Here is an 18238-nt window from a genome sequence, read left to right as displayed (position 1 = left end):
TCCACGGCCTCCCCCCTGGACGGCCCCACGCTTCACCGCAGCCGCAGCCACCCGCGCCGGTCACGGGCGTCGCGCAGCAGCGCCCACTGCACGTCGTCGCCGCGCGTGCCGTCCGGCTTCGGGAACAGCTCCCTGTGCACGCCCTCCCGCACGAACCCGGCCCGCCGTAGCACCGCCTGCGAGGCCGTGTTCGCCACGTCGGTGCCGGCCACGATGCGGTGCAGCGGCGTGTTCGCGAACGCCCAGCCGGTCAGCAGCGTGACCGCCCGCGTCATGAACCCCCTGCCGCGGAAGGCGGGCAGCAGCGAGTAGCCGATCATCGCCTGCCCCAGCGGCGGCGCCACCTGCGCCAGCTGCACGTGCCCCGCGAACGCCCCCGAGGCCGCGTCCCTGATCGTCAGCTCGATCCGCTGCCCCGATGCCCACCAGTAGCGGGTGTAGCGGCAGCGGCGCTCGTCGTCCTCCAGCGACGTGGCGTGCCCCAGGGAGAAGGCCGCCACGCTCGGCTCGTTCATCATCCGGTGGTAGTCGCCGGCGTCGGCGGGCTCCACGGGGGTCAGCCGCACCACGCCGTCGCCCAGCTCGCCGCCCTCGAAGAACGGCAGGTACGGCTCCGCCCCCGCCGCCGGCTCCCCCCGCAGCCGGGCGAACAGCACGAAATCGGCGAAGCGCCCGTCACGCAGCCGCCTCGCCTCCCGCCGCACCCCCTCCTCGCGAAAGCCCGCCTTGTACGCCACCCGCAGGCTCGCCACGTTCTCCACCTCGGCCTCCAGTTCGACCCGGCGCACCCCCTGGTCGAACAGCCAGTCCGTCACCGCCCTGGCCGCCGTCGCCGCCACGTCACGGCCCCTGGCCCACGGCGCCACCAGGTAGCCGAGCCGCGCCACGCCCCACTCGTCCGGCGGGCGCACCCCGACCGCCCCGGCGAAGCGGCCGTCCAGGGTGATCGCGTACTCGGCCCCGCCGTCCGCCCACTTCGCCGGCGCGTTCTTCACGTACTCCAGCGCGTGCTGCGGCTCGTACGGGTCGGGCAGCAACGGCATGAACCTGGCCGTCACCGGATCCGAGCACATCCGCACCACCTCATCGACGTCCGCCTCCACCGGGGGACGGAGGATCAACGGGCCGGTCGAGAGCACATCACGCGGAAACATCCCCCATAGATATCGCGCGTCCTGACGCCCTCGAAAGCCCTATAACCTTGCCGCCATGGGTTTCCGCAGGCATGGGCCTTTCCAGGTGGGGGATCAGGTGCAGCTCACCGACCCCAAGAACAAGCGCCACACGATCACTCTCAAAGAGGACGGCGTCTTCCACACCCACAAGGGCGCCATCCCGCACAGCGACCTGATCGGGCAGCCCGAGGGCTCCGTCGTGCGCTCCTCGGGCGGCACGCAGTACCTCGCCTTCCGCCACCTGCTCCAGGACTACACGCTGGCCATGCCGCGCGGCGCGGCCGTGATCTACCCCAAGGACGCCTCGATGATCGTCGGCATGGCCGACGTGTTCCCCGGCGCCCGCGTCATCGAGGCCGGCGTCGGCTCCGGCGCGCTGACCTGCTTCCTGCTGCGCGCCGTCGGCCCCGAGGGCCACGTGACCTCCTACGAGCGGCGCGAGGAGTTCGCCGACGTCGCCCGCAAGAACGTGGAGAAGTTCTACGGCGGCCCCATGGACGACAACTGGCGGCTGGTCGTCGGCGACCTGGTGGCCTCCATCGACGAGGTCGACGTCGACCGCGTCATCCTCGACATGCTCGCCCCCTGGGAGTGCGTCGACGCCGCCGCGAAGGCGCTCACGCCCGGCGGCGTGATCTGCTGCTACGTGGCCACGACGACCCAGATGTCCAAGACCGTGGAGGCCATTCGCGATCACGGGTGTTTCACCGAGCCGCATGCGTGGGAGACCCTGGTTCGCGACTGGCACGTCGAAGGGCTCGCGGTAAGACCCGATCATCGGATGATCGGCCACACCGGTTTCCTCGTCGCCGCCCGCCGCATGGCCGACGGCGTGACCCCGCCGCCGCGCCGTCGACGACCGAAGGGGACGACTGAGGAACTATGACAATTTGGCCACGAGGGTGCGTTGGTGCGTGACACGGGAACAGACCGCCGTGTTCATATGCTGGGAGTATTAAACGCCCTATTGGGGATTAATCAACGAATACTGAATGTCACTCTACGAACACTGCCCGGCCAGGTTACGGAGGGGCCCGAGATAGGTAAGGTCCTTAGTAGTCGCTCTCGACTGGGAAGGAGGTGACGGGGCGTGGCAGCTCGCGATGATGCTGAGGCTCGAGCCGCGCAGCGCGAACGGGAGGTCGCTGATCTTTCAACACAGGTCTCCTTCCTCCAGGAGGAGATCACCGCGCTGAGGCGGAAGCTGGCCGAGTCACCCCGTCAGGCCAGGGTCCTCGAAGAGCGTCTCCATGAGGCACAGGCGAACCTCGCGGCCGTGACGGGCCAGAACGAACGCCTGGTGGCCACACTCAAGGAGGCCCGGGACCAAATCGTCGCTCTCAAGGAGGAGGTCGACCGGCTGGCGCAGCCGCCATCCGGCTTCGGCACCTTCCTCGAGGCCAGAGAAGACGGCACGATCGAGGTGTTCACCGGCGGCCGCAAGCTCCGTGTGAACGTCAGCCCGGCCGTCGACGTCGACTCGCTGCGGCGTGGCCAGGAGGTCATGCTCAACGAGGCGCTCAACGTGGTCGAAGCACTCGGCTACGAAGAGGTCGGCGAGATCGTGATGCTCAAAGAACTGCTCGACGAGGGCAAGCGGGCCCTGGTCATCTCGCACGCCGACGAAGAACGCGTCGTGCGACTGGCCGAGTCGCTCGTCGGCCAGCCCATCAGGGCCGGCGACTCACTCCTGCTCGAACCTCGCTCCGGCTACGTCTACGAGCGCATACCCAAGTCCGAAGTCGAAGAGCTCGTGCTCGAAGAGGTCCCCGACATCTCCTACGAGGAGATCGGCGGCCTCATGCGGCAGATCGAGCAGATCAGGGACGCCATCGAGCTGCCCTACCTGCACGCCGACCTGTTCCGCGAGCACAAACTCCGTCCGCCCAAGGGCGTGCTCCTCTACGGCCCGCCCGGCTGCGGCAAGACGCTCATCGCCAAGGCCGTCGCCAACTCCCTGGCCAAGCAGGTCGCGGAGAAGACCGGCCAGTCCGGCAAGAGCTTCTTCCTCAACATCAAGGGCCCGGAGCTGCTCAACAAGTACGTCGGTGAGACCGAGCGGCACATCCGCCTGGTCTTCCAGCGGGCCCGCGAGAAGGCATCCGAGGGCACCCCGGTGATCGTGTTCTTCGACGAGATGGACTCGATCTTCCGCACCCGAGGCTCCGGCGTGTCCTCCGACGTGGAGAACACCATCGTCCCTCAGCTGCTGTCCGAGATCGACGGCGTCGAGGGCCTGGAAAACGTCATCGTCATCGGCGCCTCCAACCGCGAGGACATGATCGACCCGGCGATCCTGCGGCCCGGCCGCCTGGACGTCAAGATCAAGATCGAGCGGCCGGACGCCGAGGCGGCCAAGGACATCTTCTCGAAATACCTCGTCTCCGACCTGCCCCTGCACCCGGACGACCTGACGGAGCACTCCGGCTCCCGTGAGGCCACCATCGTGGGCATGATCCAGAGCGTCGTCGAGCGTATGTACACCGAGAGCGAGGAAAACCGCTTCCTCGAGGTGACCTACGCCAACGGCGACAAGGAAGTCCTCTACTTCAAGGACTTCAACTCCGGCGCGATGATCCAGAACATCGTCGACCGGGGCAAGAAGATGGCCATCAAGCAGTTCCTCGAAAGCGGCCAGAAGGGCCTGCGGGTGCAGCACCTGCTCACGGCCTGCGTGGACGAGTTCTCCGAGAACGAGGACCTGCCCAACACCACCAACCCCGACGACTGGGCCCGCATCTCCGGCAAGAAGGGCGAGCGGATCGTCTACATCCGCACCCTCGTCTCCGGCAAGCAGGGCACCGAAGCCGGCCGGTCCATCGACACCGTCGCCAACACCGGTCAATACCTGTAACACCCCTGGACGGCAGGGTCGCGCGACAACCGCCGCGCGGCCCTGCCGTCTTGTGCGGGCACGTTGCCACCCGCTGCCGTTCGTCCCCTTCGCGGCGTAACACATACAAGATCCCACCAGGAACGCGCGCGACACGGCCGATACACATGCACGCCACCCCGATCAGGCGCACACTGAGCCTGTGACCACGCTCAAACGGGTGGACGTGCACGTCGAAGGCATAGTCCAAGGGGTCGGCTTCCGCCCCTTCGTCTACTCGCTCGCCAACCGGCTCGGCCTGGCGGGACGCGTCCGCAACGACGTCAACGGCGTCCACATCGAGGTCGAAGGAGCCCACGCCGGCGTCGAGGAGTTCCTCACCGCCCTCGAACGCGACGCGCCCGCCCTGTCCGAGATCGAACGCGTCACCGTCGTCAGCGCCGAACCCGCAGGACACAGCGGCTTCACCATCGCCACCAGCGATCCCTCAGGACCGCTCCGCGCCCTCGTCTCCGCCGACACCGCCACCTGCGACGACTGCCTGAGCGAACTCGCCGACCCCGCCGGCCGCCGCCACCGCTACCCGTTCATCAACTGCACCAACTGCGGCCCCCGCTTCACCATCGTGCGCGGCGTCCCCTACGACCGGCTCCGCACCACCATGGCCGGATACCGCATGTGCGACGACTGCGCCCGCGAATACCACGACCCCGGCGACCGCCGCTTCCACGCCCAGCCCACCTGCTGCCCCGCCTGCGGCCCCCGGCTCCGGCTGCGCGACGCCCGCGGCGTCGACCTGTGCGGCGACCCCGTCTCCTGCGCCGTCACCCTCCTGCGCGCCGGCCGCGTCGTCGCCGTCAAAGGACTCGGCGGCTACCACCTCGCCGTCACCGCCTCCGACGAACGCGCCGTCGCCACCCTGCGCGGCCGCAAGCACCGAGAGGAGAAACCGTTCGCCGTCATGGCCGCCGACCTCGCCCAGGCCCGCCGGCTGTGCGAGATCGACGACGCCGCGGCCGCGCTGCTCACCAGCCGCGCCCGTCCCATCGTCCTGCTGCCTCGCCGCCGGGACACCCCTGACGCTTCCGCCGCTCGGGTCGCCCCCTCCGTCGCGCCGGGCAGCCACAACCTCGGCCTCATGCTGCCGTACACGCCCCTGCACCACCTCCTCCTCGCGGAACTCGCCGAACCCATCGTCCTGACCAGCGGCAACGTCTCCGACGAACCCATCGCCTACGAGGACGCCGACGCCCTCACCCGCCTCGGCGGCGTCGCCGACGCCTTCCTCCTCCACGACCGCGCCATCCACACCCGAACCGACGACTCCGTCGTCAAACCCGCCTCCGGCGAGGTCACCGTGCTGCGCCGGGCCCGCGGCTACGCCCCGGAACCCCTCGCCCTGCGCCGGCCCGCCCCCAGACCCGTGCTCGGCTGCGGCGCCGAACTCAAGAGCACCTTCTGCCTCCTGCACGGACGCCGCGCCTTCGTCTCCCACCACCTCGGCGACCTGGAGAACTACGACACCCTGCGCGCCTTCGCCGCGAGCATCGAGCACTACTGCGGCCTGTTCGGCATCCGCCCCGAACTCATCGCCCACGACCTGCACCCCGACTACCTGTCCACCAGACACGCCCTCGAACAGACCGGCGTCGAACACGTCGGCGTCCAGCACCACCACGCCCACATCGCCTCATGCCTCGCCGACAACGGCGACCCCGGCCCCGTGATCGGCGTCGCCTTCGACGGCCTCGGCCACGGACCCGACGGCACCCTGTGGGGCGGCGAATTCCTGCGCGCCGACCTGACCGGCTACCAACGCCTCGGCCACCTCGCCCAGGTCCCCATGCCCGGCGGCACCGCCGCCATCCGGCAGCCCTGGCGCATGACCGCCGCCTACCTGCGCGACGAACGCCCCAGCCTCGACGTCGCCCGCCGCAACGCCGAACGCTGGCCCGCCGTCCTCCAGCTCGCCGCCACCGGACTCAACTCGCCCCTCACCTCCAGCGCCGGCCGCCTCTTCGACGCCGTCTCGGCACTGCTCGGCATCCGCGACACGATCACGTACGAGGGGCAGGCGGCGATCGAACTCGAACAGCGCGCCGACACCTCAGAGACCGGCGTCTACACCGCCACCATCACCACTTCGGGCACCACCGGCGCCGCCAGCGGGGCCTCCGTCGACGGCCCGCTCGTCGTCGAGGGCGGTGACCTCGTCCGCGCCGCCGCCGACGACCTCGCCGCCGGAGTCGACCCCGCCGTCATCGCCGGACGCTTCCACAACGGCGTCGCCGCCGCCATCAGCCGCTCCTGCGTCGCCCTGCGCCAGGCCACCGGGCTCACCGCCGTCGCCCTGTCCGGCGGCGTCTTCCAGAACGCGCTTCTGCTCGAACGCACGGTCCAGCGGCTGCGCGCCGCCGGGTTCCGGGTGCTCAAGCACGTACGGGTGCCACCCAACGACGGCGGCATCAGCCTCGGCCAAGCCGCCGTCGCCGCCGCCCGCGACCGCGGACAGGAGGCGACCCCGGCCTAGCATGGCGATCATGGAGTACCTCAATCCCGCCCGCGCCCCCTACACCGGCCAGGACCGGGAGCTCATCGGGACCGAGCACGCCCGCCGCGCCCGCGCCCACTTCGCCCGGCGCCCCGCCTACCGGCCCACCCCCGTCCACACCATCCCCGGCCTGGCCGGGACCGCCGCCGTCCACGTCAAGGACGAGAGCGCACGCATGGGACTGGGCAGCTTCAAGGCGCTCGGCGGCGCGTACGCCGTCCACCTGCTCGCCGAACGCGACGACACCGGCACACCCGTCGTCTGCGCCAGCGCCGGCAACCACGGCATCTCCGTCGCCGCGGGCGCGGCGGAAGCCGGCCTGCCCTGCCACGTCTACCTCGCCGAGGACGTGCCCGAGACGTTCGCCACGCGGCTGCGCGACCTCGGCGCCCACGTACGGCGCGCCGGCCCCGACTACGACGCCGGCCTGCGGGCGGCCCTCAGCGCCGCCCAGGAGCACGGCTGGCGGCTCGTCGCCGACACCTCATGGGAGGGCTACACCCACGTCCCCCTGGACGTCATGCGCGGCTACACCGTCCTGTTCGACGAGCTCACCGGCCCGGCCGGCGAGCCCACACACGTGTTCGTGCAGGCCGGCGTAGGAGGACTGGCCGCCGCCGCGGCCGGATACGTACGCGACCGCTGGGGCGAGCGGCCCAAACTCGTCGTCGTCGAGCCGGAAGGCGCCCCCTGCCTCATCGAGAGCGCCCGCGCCGGCGCACCCGTACGCGTCCCCGGCGCCCCCACCACCCTCGGCAGGCTCGACTGCAAGGAACCCTCACTTCTCGCCCACCGCCTCCTGAACCACCTCGCCGACCTCTACCTGACCATCACCGACGACCAGGCCGCCGACGCCGCCCGCCACCTCGCCCGAGCCGGCGTCACCCTGTCCGCCTGCGGCGCCGCCGGAGCCGCCGGGCTGCTCGCCCTCACCCCCTCCGCCCGCCACACCCTCGGCCTCGACCACACCTCACACGTGCTGCTCGTGGGAACAGAGGGACCAGTGGAACCAAAGTGATCAGATTTACGTCAAAGATGGCGTGCATCAACCCAACCGGCCGCGACACGCACGGGGGAACGGCCGGTTGGCCGAACTCGACCTCCTGCGCTTCCTCGCCGCCCTGGCCGTCGTCGCCTTCCACTACCTGGTCGCCTACGCCTCCGTGTGGGGCGACAGGCCCGCGGAGCTCTTCCCGGCACTGGCGCCCGTCGCGGGGCTCGGCATCTTAGGCGTTGAGCTCTTCTTCATCATCAGCGGATTCGTCATCCTGATGAGCGTCTGGGGACGCGGCCTCGGCGCCTTCGCCCGCTCGCGCCTGGTCCGCCTCTACCCCGCCTACTGGCTCAGCCTGGCCGCCATCGCCGCACTCTACGGCCTCACCGGAGCCAAGGCGCTCGACCCAAAACTTTCCCCAGGTGAATACCTGGTGAACGTCACCATGTTGCAGCGGCTGTTCAAACTCACCGACGCCAGCGGCGTCTACTGGTCCCTCTGGGCCGAGCTGCGCTTCTACCTCCTGATCTCCATCCTGGTGATCGTCGGCGTCACGTACGGGCGCGTACTGATCTTCTCCGGCGTCTGGCTGGCCGCTGTGATCGGCGCCAGGATCATCGAGAACGGCACCCTCGACGAGATCGTCATGCCCGACTACGCGCCCTACTTCATCGCCGGCATGGCCCTCTACCTCATCCACAAACACGGCAGTTCCTGGCTCCCATGGCTCTACGTCGCCGCCGGTTACGGCCTGTCGATCGGCTCCGCGCTCGACCGCGTCCAGCGCCGCATCGACCTGGCCGGGTTCAAGAACATGCCCGTCACCGGCGTCAGCGTGGTCGTCACCGTCACCCTCATCTACCTCGCCACGTCCCTCGTCGCCCTCGGGCTGCTCCGCCTCAAACCGTCCAGGACGCTCACCGCGCTCGGCGGCACGACATACCCGCTTTACCTCTTCCATAGCGTCATCGCGGTGGCCCTCATCCCGCTGCTCATCGGGGACCTGCCGCCCTGGGCCGTCGCTCTGGCCACGACCCTGACCGCGATCGTGGTGTCGTATCTCGTCTACTCCTTTGCCGAACGCCCCATCCAGCGGCTCCTCAAGCCACGCAGATCCACACAAACCCCATCAGCTCCCGGCGTACAGGTTGAAAAGGCGTCGGTGCCATAACTCTGTGGCCCCGGGGCACTGTGAAGGGCATAGGCTCGGGCATATAAACGGCGGATAGACAGACCCGGACGAACAGAGGGTGTTGCATGACGGTGCGTCGGGTGATGGGCATCGAGACCGAGTACGGCATCTCCGTACCAGGTCAGCCAGGCGCCAACGCGATGGTGACCTCCTCACAGGTCGTGAACGCCTACCTGGCCGCCTCGGCGGCCCGCGCGCGCAGGGCACGATGGGACTTCGAAGAGGAAAACCCGCTGCGCGACGCGCGCGGCTTCGACCTGGCCAGAGAGGTGGCCGACCCCACCCAGCTGACCGACGAGGACCTCGGCCTGGCCAACGTCATCCTCACCAACGGCGCCAGGCTCTACGTCGACCACGCCCACCCCGAATACAGCTCGCCCGAGTGCACCAACCCCCGGGCCGCCGTCATCTGGGACAAAGCCGGCGAACGCGTCATGTACGACGCCGCCACCCGCGCGTCAGCCATCCCCTCCAACGCGCCCATCCAGCTCTACAAGAACAACACCGACGCCAAAGGCGCCTCCTACGGCTGCCACGAGAACTACCTCATGCGCCGCGCCACCCCCTTCGCCGACATCGTCAGGCACCTCACCCCCTTCTTCGTCTCCCGCCAGGTCGTCGTCGGCGCCGGCAAGGTCGGCATCGGCCAGGACTCCCGCGGCGAAGGCTTCCAGATCAGCCAGCGCGCCGACTTCTTCGAAGTCGAGGTGGGCCTCGAGACCACGCTCAAGCGGCCGATCATCAACACGCGCGACGAACCGCACGCGGACCCGGAGAAGTACCGGCGGCTGCATGTGATCATCGGCGACGCCAACATGTCGGAAATATCCACCTATCTCAAGCTCGGGTCCACCGCCCTCGTCCTCGCCATGATCGAAGAGGGCTTCCTCACCCGCGACCTCGCCGTCGAAAACCCCGTACAAGCACTCAGGGCCGTCTCCCACGACCCCACCTGCCGCTACGAAATCCCCATGCGCGACGGCCGCAAGCTCACCGCCGTCCAACTCCAGATGGAATACCTGGAACAAGCCCGCAAATACGTCGAAGAGCGCGGCACCGCCCAGGACGAGATGAACAAAGACATCCTCGACCGCTGGGAATCCATCCTCACCCGCCTCGCCGAAGACCCCATGCAACTCTCCCGCGAACTCGACTGGGTCGCCAAACTAGAACTCCTCGAGGGCTACCGCAGCCGCGACGGCCTCACCTGGTCCCACCCCCGCCTTCAGCTCGTCGACCTCCAATACTCCGACATCCGCCCCGACCGCGGCCTCTACAACCGCCTCGTCGCCCGCGGACGCATGCAACGCCTCGTCACCGAAGACGAAGTCCAGCGCGCCGTCGAACAACCACCCAGCGACACCCGCGCCTACTTCCGCGGCCGCTGCCTCAGCCAATACAGCGAATCCGTCGCCGCCGCCTCCTGGGACTCCGTCATCTTCGACATCCCCGGCCGCGAATCCCTCCAGCGCGTCCCCACCCTCGAACCACTCCGCGGCACCAAAGCCCACGTGGGCGAGCTCTTCGACCGCTGCCGCACCGCCGCCGACCTCGTCGCCGCCCTCACCGGCGGCGACTGACCACACCGCCGGCCGCCGAACATCTTCCTTTCAGGGGATCGTCACCACTCGGACGGTCCCCTGTAGTCGTGCGGGCACTGTGATGCGGAGCACACCCGGCCTCCTCGGGAGCCGATCGGACATCGCGAACCTCCTGCAGGCACGGGGGTTCGCGATCGGGCAGTGCCGCTATCTGGCCAACCCGCCAAGATCGACGGCCGATCGGCGCGAAATGTCGCCCGGTTCGGGGAAGATATGCACTAGAGGCAGTCCCCCGAAGCGGAGGTAGGACATGGCGAGCAAGGACACCGGCGGCCAGAAGCAGACCGGACGCCGCGAGAACGAGGTCGAGGAGACCGAGGCCTCGGCGGCACCGGATGTGCAGGAGCGGCAGGAGAAGCTCACCGACGATGTCGACGCAATTCTGGACGAAATCGACGAAGTTCTCGAAGAGAACGCAGAGGAATTCGTGCGCTCTTACGTGCAAAAGGGCGGAGAGTAGGATAAATCGGACATTGGGTGATCGGGGAGGGGAGGAGTGGAAAAGCGCAAGCGGTGTCCGGACTGTGGGGAGGAGAAGGAGGCCTCCGAGTTCGGGCGTAACAAGCGCATGGCCGATGGGCTGGCGCGATACTGCAAGGCCTGCTTTCGGCGAAGGTCCACTCAGAGCTATCGCAAGCGCAGGGAGGAGCAGGGGAAGACCGTTCGCGAGGCGATTGAGGTGCCTGCAGGGCATAAACGGTGTCCGAGGTGCTCGGACATCAAGACGCTGAGCGACTTCGGCCGTAATCGTGCCTCGACGGATGGGCTGACCAGTTACTGCAGGCCCTGCCATGCGCGGGTGACCCTTGAGAACCGGATCAAGAATCATGGGAGCGATCGCAATTACAAGCTGAAGCTCCGTTACGGCATCACCGAGGACGACTTCGAGCGCATGCTCGCCCAGCAGGGCGGGCTCTGCGCCGTCTGCCGGGCCGTTCCCGGCGCGTTCGTCGATCACTGTCACCGGACCGGCGCGGTTCGGGGCATTCTCTGTTTCAACTGCAACAACGGGCTCGGGCACTTCGGCGACAATCTGGTGTTGCTGGAGCTGGCCGCGCTCTATCTGGACGGGGAGGTGCTCTGGCCGGAGTTCGTGGTCCTGCCGGAGCAGCGGGACGGCGGGGTGGTGCCGCCGACCCGGGAGTATCACCTGGTGCAGCGTTATCAGGTGCGGCACGAGGATGTGGAACGGATGGTCGCGGCTCAGCACGGGTTGTGCGTGGTGTGCTGGGATCGGCCGCCCGAGCATGTGGATCATTGTCATCGGACCGGTGATGTGCGGTATGCGTTGTGCCTGCCGTGCAATACCGGGATCGGGCAGTTCCGGGATGATGCCGCGGTGGTGTGGCGGGCGCTTGCCTATGTGGAGGCGGGCGCGGGGGATGTGGGGGAGGCTCTGGTCGCCGAGGCGGAGGTGTCCGATGCCGAGCTGGAGGCGCTGATACGGGCTGAGGAGGAGCTCCGGTCGGAGTTCTATCGACAGGTGACGCGGGTGGGCTGACGTCCTGCGTGCGGAGGCGCGTCTGCTGGGTGCGGCGGTCGGGCGGTGCGCGTGGGTTGTGAGGGCGAGTGACCGGGACTCGGTGGTGAGTGATCGGCCGGTCAGTACTTCACTGCCGGCGCCGTGGCACATCAACTCCTGGGCCGCTACGCCTTCACCCACGCCGAGTTCGGTGCGGGCCTGCGTTCCTTCCGCGATCTCGGTGGTGCGGAGCGCAGGTGAGCGGGCCGCCGTACGGCCCGGCGTGTGCGCATGCGGTGCGGAGGGGGTTCAGCGGGAGGCGTCGCCCGGCGGAGTGTCCTGTGCCGCGATGTCCAGGCGGCGTGGTGGGACGGCAGCCGGTGGCTCGGCGCGGTCGAACGACGACCGCCCCAGGGTGATGATCTGCTCGGCGCCGCTGTCGTCCATCGCCTGAAGCCGTTGCAGATCGGCGATCGACACCATGGCGACCACCGGCTTGCCATGGCGGCTGAGCACGATCCGCTCGCCGCCGTAGGCTACCCGTCCCATCAGGTCGGCCAGTTGGGCGCGCGCCTCGGTGAAGGGCACTGCGTCGGCATCCATGTCTGCACAGTACTGCAGTTCTGTACAACTTGAAGTTGTACATTTTTTGAAAAATGTACATAATCGCGATCATGGGTGAGCCACTGCGCCGCAACCGCGACTTCGTCCTGCTCTGGAGCGCCACCTCGGCCGCGACGCTGGGCGCCCAGGTCGCCTCCGTCGCCTACCCCCTGCTGGCACTGGAGCTGACCGGGTCGGCCGTGCACGCCGGGCTGATCGGTTCTGCCGCGATGGCCGCCGGCATCGCGCTGCGCCTGCCTGCGGGCGCCCTGGTCGATCGGTGGGATCGGCGGCGCACCATGCTCACCTGCCATCTCGTGCAAGCCGCTGTCGTCGCCGTCGTCGTCGCCGGTTCGCTGCTCGGGTTGCTCGACTGGCGGATGCTGCTGGCCGCGGCCGCGATCGGCGGCGCTTGCGGGGTGTTCTTCCACCCGGCGGAGACGGCGATGCTGCGGCGCGTGGTTCCCGCCGAACACCTGCCCCAGGCCCTCGCGCACAACGAGGCACGCCAGTACGGAGCCGCGATCGCCGGTCCTCCGCTGGGCGGCCTGCTGTTCAACCTGGGGAGAACGGTCCCCCTTGCCGGAGAGCTCCTGGCCTACGTGCTGTCCTTCGCCGCGGTCCTCGCCATCAAGTCCCCGACGCCCGCCAAGTCCCCGACGCCCGCCACCGCGGCCGCGGACCGGTCACGCACTCTCCTGCGCGACATCTCCGAGGGCCTGCGCTGGACCTGGCGACAGCGCTTCCTGCGCGTCCTGCTGGTGACGGCCGCGGGCTTCAGCCTGGTGTTCTCCGCGCTGACTCTCACCGCCATCGTCGCCGCCCGGCAGAGCGGCGCCGCACCGTCTGATATCGGGCTGATGATGGCGGTCTGCGGCGCCGGAGGCCTGCTGGGCGCGCTGGTCGCCCCCCGGTTGCGGCAGCGCAACCCGGCGTCGGTCGTCCTGGCGATGTTCTGGGTCGCCGCCGCGGCCATCCCCGCGATGGCCGTCCATCCCACCGCCTGGGCCATCGGACCGCTGCTGGCCGCGGCGTTCTTCCTGGCCCCGGCGGCCAACGCGATCCTGTACACCTACCAGATGGCCATCACGCCCGACCATCTGCAGGGCCGTGTGATCAGCAGCCTCGCCCTCATCGGCAGCGCGGTGACTCCGGTTGGGCCGCTCGCCTCGGGACTGATCCTGGACCGCTGGGGTGTGACGGCCGCCCTGCTGTCGATCGCGTCCGTCATGGCCGTCGTGGCCTTGGGCGCCACGTTGAGCCGCACCATCCGGCGGTTGCCCCCGCTGGCCGAGGCCGTGGCTGCGGGGTGAGCGCTGTCCGGCGTGCCGTCCTGGATCGGGCGGCGGTGGTGTGGCGGGCGCCTGCTCATATGGAGGCGGGTGCGGGGACGTGCGGGCCCGGGGTCATTCGGTGTCGGGCGGCATGGTGTAGTCGACGGCCACGCCGAGGAGGCGGACCGGGCGGGTGAGGTCGTGGCGGTCGAGGATGGTGAGGGCTGTTCTGGTGATGGTGGCGGGGTCGGTCGTGGGGGTGGGGAGCGTGCTTTGGCGGGTGCGGGTCAGGAACGGGGTTGTGCGGACCTTGACCGTGACCTTGGTGATCTCGCGGCCGGCTTCGACGGCGTCGTGGGTGACGTGTTCGGCCAGGGCTGTGACGTGGTGGGCGATGTCGGCGCGGTCGGTGAGGTCGTGCTGGAAGGTGGTCTCGCGGCTGTGGCCGCGGGGGATCCATGGGGTGGTGACGATTTCAGCCTCGCCTTTGCCGAGGGCGAGGTAGCGGTACCAGGGGCCGTTGGTGGGGCCGAAGCGGGCGGCGAGGTCGGCGGGGTCGGCGGCGGCGAGCTGGGCGACGGTGTGCAGGCCGAGGTCGGCGAGTTTGGCGGCGGTTCTGGCGCCGATGCCCCAGAGGGCGTGGGTGGGGCGTTCGTTCATGACGGCGGCCCAGTTGTCGCTGGTGAGGCGGTAGACGCCGGCGGGTTTGGCGAAGCCGGAGGCGAGTTTGGCCTGGTGTTTGTTGTCGCCGATGCCGATGGAGCAGTCGAGGTGGGTGCGGGTGTGCACGGCTCGCTGGAGGTCGGCGGCGAGGGCTTCCGGGTCGTCGGTGGTGGCGCCGAGGAAGGCTTCGTCCCAGCCCCAGACCTCGACGCGGACGGGGAAGTCGCGCAGGACGGCCATGACGCGTTCTGAGGCGGCTTCGTAGACGGGTGGGTCGGTGGGGAGGAAGACGGCGTCGGGGCAGCGTCTGAGGGCGGTGCGGAGCGGCATGCCGGAGTGGACGCCGTGTGCGCGGGCTTCGTAGGTGGCGGTGGCGGCGACGGTGCGGGGCTGGGTGGGGTCGCCTGAGCCGCCGACGACGACGGGTCTGCCGCGTAGTTCGGGGTGGCGCAGGAGTTCGACGGCGGCGATGAACTGGTCGAGGTCGAGGTGGAGTATCCAGTCTCGCCGGGTGGACGTGTTGTCCATGGTGTCCAGTATGGCCTGGTCGCTGTCCCGTATGGCCTGGTCGGGGGAGGTGGCGGGGAGGAGCGCCGGGGTGTCGGCCGCCGACGATCTTCTCGGGTTCGCTGTGGTACGTGGTGCCGGCCTCCTCGGGTTTGCTCTGGTACGCGGTGGCGGCCTCCTCGGGGGCGTGCCGCTGATGACGGCGCTGGGGCGGGGTGGCGGGGGACGCGTGCCTGGCGGCGTTCTGTTCAGGGTGCGCGGGCGTTCCGGCCATGGCGCGGGCGGTGCCGGTCATAGAGGAACGTTCCGAACGTGGATCTTCTGCACTATTCGGGTGTTTCTGGCGATCTCGGGGGGATGGTTCGCCGTGAGCTGATCGTGGGAAGTGCAGACAGCAACCCAACATGAGTAGGGTCGCCCTAGGAACACTGAACGTTTGGAGGGAGTCGCGTGGCATCGCACAGGGATCTGCCCGCCGGCTTGGTGAACGAGCTCTTCCGAAACACCGGGAGTTCCTCGTTCACGGAATTCGTCACCTCATATGCGCCAGACTTGCTGCCGCGGCGGGACGAGGTGCTGGCCACCCCGATCGGCGACCAGGTTCCGCACGCGACCACGATCCTGGCAGCCACCTTCGCCGGTGGCGTGGTCATGGCGGGCGACCGGCGGGCGACGTCGGGCAACATCATCTCGCAGCGTGACGTGGAGAAGGTGTTCCGCGCCGACGACTATTCGTGCATGGGCATCGCGGGCACGGCCAGCACCGGCATCGAGATGGCCCGGCTCTACCGGGTGGAGCTGGAGCACTACGAGAAGCTCGAGGGCCGCACGATGTCGGTGGCGGGCAAGGCCAACCGGCTGGCGACCATGATCAGGGGCAATCTCGCCATGGCGATGCAGGGGCTGGTGGTGGTGCCCCTGTTCGCGGCCTACGATCCCGATCGCGACGAGGGGCGCATCTTCAGCTACGACGTGGCCGGCGGGCCTTACGAGCGGGAGCGGTTCGACGCGATCGGCTCGGGTTCGATCTTCGCCCGCGGGTCGCTGAAGAAGCTCTACCGCGATGGCTCCTCGGCCGACGACATGGTGATGACGCTGATCCAGGCGCTCTACGACGCCGCCGACGACGACTCGGCGACCGGTGGGCCCGACGTGACCAGGAAGATCTGGCCGATCGTGTCCGTGATCGACGCCGACGGCTTCCGCCGCCTGTCCGAGGAGGAGGTCGCGGGTTACGTGGAGCAGATGCTCGAGGCCCGCCTGATCTCGCCCGACGGTCCCATCGCCCCGCTGCGCTAACGGAGGATCACCACTGTGTCCATGCCTTTCGGATATGCGTCCCCCGAGCAGATCATGCGGGACAAGGCCGACTACGCGCGCAAGGGCATCGCGCGGGGCCGTTCCGTGGTCGTGCTGCAATACGTGGACGGGATCCTGTTCGTCGCGCCCAACCCGTCCCGGGCGCTGCACAAGATCAGTGAGATCTACGACCGGATCGGGTTCGCGGCCGTCGGCCGCTACAACGAGTTCGAGGAGCTGCGGCTCGGCGGCATCCGCTACGCCGACATCAACGGTTACACCTACGACCGTTCCGACGTGACCGGGCGCGGTCTGGCCAACCTGTACGCCTCCAACCTGGGCCGCATCTTCACCGAGTCGATCAAGTCGCTGGAGGTGGAGGTCGTCGTCGCCGAGGTGGGCGAGACCAAGGACGGCGACGCGATCTACCGGCTGACCTTCGACGGGTCGGTGTTCGACGAGCACGGCTTCGCGGCCATGGGCGGCCAGGCCGAGGCGGTGGCGGGGCGGCTGAAGGACCGTTACCGCGAGTCGATGTCGCTGGCCGACGCGCTGGAGGTGGCGCTGGCGGCGCTGACCGAGCCGGGCGGGGAGCGTCCGCCGGTGGGGCAGCTCGAGGTGGCCGTGCTCGACCGCAACCGGGAGCACCGCAAGTTCCTCCGGCTGACCGGGGCGCGGCTGGAGCGGCTGCTCGCCCAGACGACCAGCACCCCGCCGGCCGCCACCCCGCCGCCCGCGGGGGAGAAGCCCTCCTCGGACGACGCACCCACCGGCCCGCCTCCCACGGGCCCGGAGGGCGATGTGGACGACGGCTCCTCGCCGCTGTAGCGCTGTAGCCGGGCAGAGATTCCACGCACGCAGACGGGGGTTCGCTTCGGCGGGCCCCCGTTTCGTCGTTCACGGGGCGGGTGCGGCCTTGGATTGGTGGTGCGGGTACGAGGGCTGCTGCCGTGGCAGGTGTGGACCTCGTGGTGGTGAGGTCCGGGCCGTGGGGATGTGGGTCTCGTGGCGGTGAGAAGTGTTGGCTGTGGTGGTGGCGTGGGTCTCTGGTGGTGAGGTCCGGGTCCGCGGGGGTGTGGGTGCTTGGTGGCGAGGTCTGGGGGGAGTGGTGGTCCGGGGTTGTGGGGCGAGGTGTGCGGGAGGTCGGGCGGTTCTGGGTGGTGGTCCGCAGGGGTCGGCTGTGATCTACGTTGTAAAGGCGTCGGGCCTGCGGGGTGAAGGGTGAGGGCTGAATCGGGAGGTGACCGTCCCGCGTGTGGCGTCACTCACTTGGCTGGACGAGTCGCGGACGGCGACGGCGCTGACGGCGACGGCGCGGACGGCGACGGTGTGCACGGCGACGGTGATGGTGGGCGGTGATGGTGGGCGGCGGTGGCGCGGCTGCCCGGGGGTGTGTCTGTCGCCCCTTCAGTCCGGGGGAGGGTGTGACCTGTTTCACTCGGGCTTGTCCGAACTCGCCGAGGTGATCGAGGATCTTACTGTTCGTGAACACTCCCTTGCGTGGCCTCCTGGCGGCCGGTGCCGCGGCGGCCGTGATGCTCACCTCCGGTGTGGCGGCCGAAGCGGCCACCGCCTATCCGAGGTACAAGGCGCCGAAGACCTTCGGCACCACGTTCCAGGCCGATCCGAAGCACGACTTCACCAAGCGCATCAGCCCTCGCCACGACGGCATCCTGCGCGGCTGGATCACCTACCTGCGCGGTGGCGTGGCCGAGTACGAGCCGATCAGGTGGAAGAAGGGCACGAAGACCGAGGGGCGCTTCGTGGGCCCGCCCGAGGGTGACGCGATGGCGTACCGGTCCGCCATCGCCAAGGACGTCGTCTTCCTGTCCGCGTTCGGCTGCGGGTCGACGATGTCGGATCTGACCGTCAGCCGCAGCACGGGCCTGGGCGCCAAGAGTTGCTCCAGGAGCGTGCTGCTCAAGCGGCACGCCCGTCACGGGCAGCCCGCCCTGATCACCGTTCACCAGGGGAAGATCGTCAAGGTTCAGGAGATCTACACCCCCTGACCTGCGCGGCGGTACCCGCGCCCCGTGGGGGCGGGCGCGGGACGAAGCGGGTGATAGAGGGCCGCTGGGGAAAAC

15 protein-coding genes are annotated in these 18238 nt (G+C 69.2%); 12 read left to right on the top strand and 3 right to left on the bottom strand.

Annotated elements, in window-relative coordinates:
* Window positions 1-32: 32 nt before the first annotated feature.
* Window positions 33-1154, bottom strand: a complete 1122-nt coding sequence (locus AB0C28_RS33560; RefSeq protein WP_358079968.1) for a GNAT family N-acetyltransferase — start codon at window positions 1152-1154, stop codon at window positions 33-35.
* A gap of 55 nt (window positions 1155-1209) precedes the next feature.
* Here AB0C28_RS33560 and AB0C28_RS33555 point away from each other — a divergent pair, with 55 nt between their 5' ends.
* The 8 genes from AB0C28_RS33555 to AB0C28_RS33520 all read left to right on the top strand — a co-directional run bounded on the left by AB0C28_RS33555 (window position 1210) and on the right by AB0C28_RS33520 (window position 11847).
* Window positions 1210-2061, top strand: a complete 852-nt coding sequence (locus AB0C28_RS33555; protein ID WP_346104848.1) for a tRNA (adenine-N1)-methyltransferase — start codon at window positions 1210-1212, stop codon at window positions 2059-2061.
* 204 nt (window positions 2062-2265) lie between these two features.
* Window positions 2266-4029, top strand: coding sequence for a proteasome ATPase (gene arc / locus AB0C28_RS33550; RefSeq protein ID WP_106250101.1), 1764 nt, complete (start codon window positions 2266-2268; stop codon window positions 4027-4029).
* Between the two features lie 181 nt (window positions 4030-4210).
* Entirely contained in the window at window positions 4211-6538 is a 2328-nt protein-coding gene (hypF, locus tag AB0C28_RS33545; RefSeq protein WP_358079967.1) for a carbamoyltransferase HypF, read from the top strand.
* Between the two features lie 10 nt (window positions 6539-6548).
* Window positions 6549-7577, top strand: a complete 1029-nt coding sequence (locus tag AB0C28_RS33540; protein WP_358079966.1) for a pyridoxal-phosphate dependent enzyme — start codon at window positions 6549-6551, stop codon at window positions 7575-7577.
* A 67-nt stretch (window positions 7578-7644) separates the two neighbouring features.
* Complete coding sequence (locus AB0C28_RS33535) at window positions 7645-8724, top strand: acyltransferase (protein ID WP_358079965.1); 1080 nt, start codon at window positions 7645-7647, stop codon at window positions 8722-8724.
* 86 nt (window positions 8725-8810) lie between these two features.
* Window positions 8811-10325 (top strand): depupylase/deamidase Dop, encoded by a 1515-nt coding sequence (dop, locus tag AB0C28_RS33530; protein WP_357853916.1) that lies wholly within the window; start codon window positions 8811-8813, stop codon window positions 10323-10325.
* Between the two features lie 271 nt (window positions 10326-10596).
* Window positions 10597-10806: a ubiquitin-like protein Pup gene (locus AB0C28_RS33525; protein WP_346104859.1), complete on the top strand. Its 210-nt coding sequence runs from the start codon at window positions 10597-10599 to the stop codon at window positions 10804-10806.
* 36 nt (window positions 10807-10842) lie between these two features.
* Window positions 10843-11847: an endonuclease domain-containing protein gene (locus AB0C28_RS33520; RefSeq protein ID WP_358079964.1), complete on the top strand. Its 1005-nt coding sequence runs from the start codon at window positions 10843-10845 to the stop codon at window positions 11845-11847.
* A 270-nt stretch (window positions 11848-12117) separates the two neighbouring features.
* Here AB0C28_RS33520 and AB0C28_RS33515 read toward each other — a convergent pair whose 3' ends face one another.
* Complete coding sequence (locus tag AB0C28_RS33515; RefSeq protein ID WP_357853910.1) at window positions 12118-12411, bottom strand: type II toxin-antitoxin system Phd/YefM family antitoxin; 294 nt, start codon at window positions 12409-12411, stop codon at window positions 12118-12120.
* 71 nt (window positions 12412-12482) lie between these two features.
* On the opposite strand from AB0C28_RS33515, the gene AB0C28_RS33510 reads away from it, so the two are divergent.
* Entirely contained in the window at window positions 12483-13724 is a 1242-nt protein-coding gene (locus tag AB0C28_RS33510) for an MFS transporter (protein WP_357853907.1), read from the top strand.
* A gap of 93 nt (window positions 13725-13817) precedes the next feature.
* On the opposite strand, the gene AB0C28_RS33505 is transcribed toward AB0C28_RS33510, so the two are convergent.
* On the bottom strand, window positions 13818-14876 hold the full coding sequence (locus tag AB0C28_RS33505; protein WP_358079963.1) for a DNA polymerase IV: 1059 nt from the start codon (window positions 14874-14876) through the stop codon (window positions 13818-13820).
* A gap of 429 nt (window positions 14877-15305) precedes the next feature.
* On the opposite strand from AB0C28_RS33505, the gene prcB reads away from it, so the two are divergent.
* From prcB to AB0C28_RS33490, 3 genes are all read left to right on the top strand, one after another.
* Complete coding sequence (gene prcB / locus AB0C28_RS33500; protein WP_357853901.1) at window positions 15306-16154, top strand: proteasome subunit beta; 849 nt, start codon at window positions 15306-15308, stop codon at window positions 16152-16154.
* Between the two features lie 21 nt (window positions 16155-16175).
* A complete protein-coding gene (prcA, locus tag AB0C28_RS33495; protein WP_357853898.1) occupies window positions 16176-16982 on the top strand; it encodes a proteasome subunit alpha in 807 nt (268 codons plus the stop codon).
* A gap of 656 nt (window positions 16983-17638) precedes the next feature.
* Window positions 17639-18163, top strand: a complete 525-nt coding sequence (locus AB0C28_RS33490; protein WP_358079962.1) for a hypothetical protein — start codon at window positions 17639-17641, stop codon at window positions 18161-18163.
* Window positions 18164-18238: the final 75 nt, after the last annotated feature.

The sequence above is a fragment of the Nonomuraea sp. NPDC048892 genome (assembly GCF_040649735.1).
GTDB lineage: Bacteria > Actinomycetota > Actinomycetes > Streptosporangiales > Streptosporangiaceae > Nonomuraea > Nonomuraea maheshkhaliensis.
The sequence above is the reverse complement of the archived record's forward strand: the minus strand, read 5'-3'. Positions and strand labels throughout refer to the sequence as shown.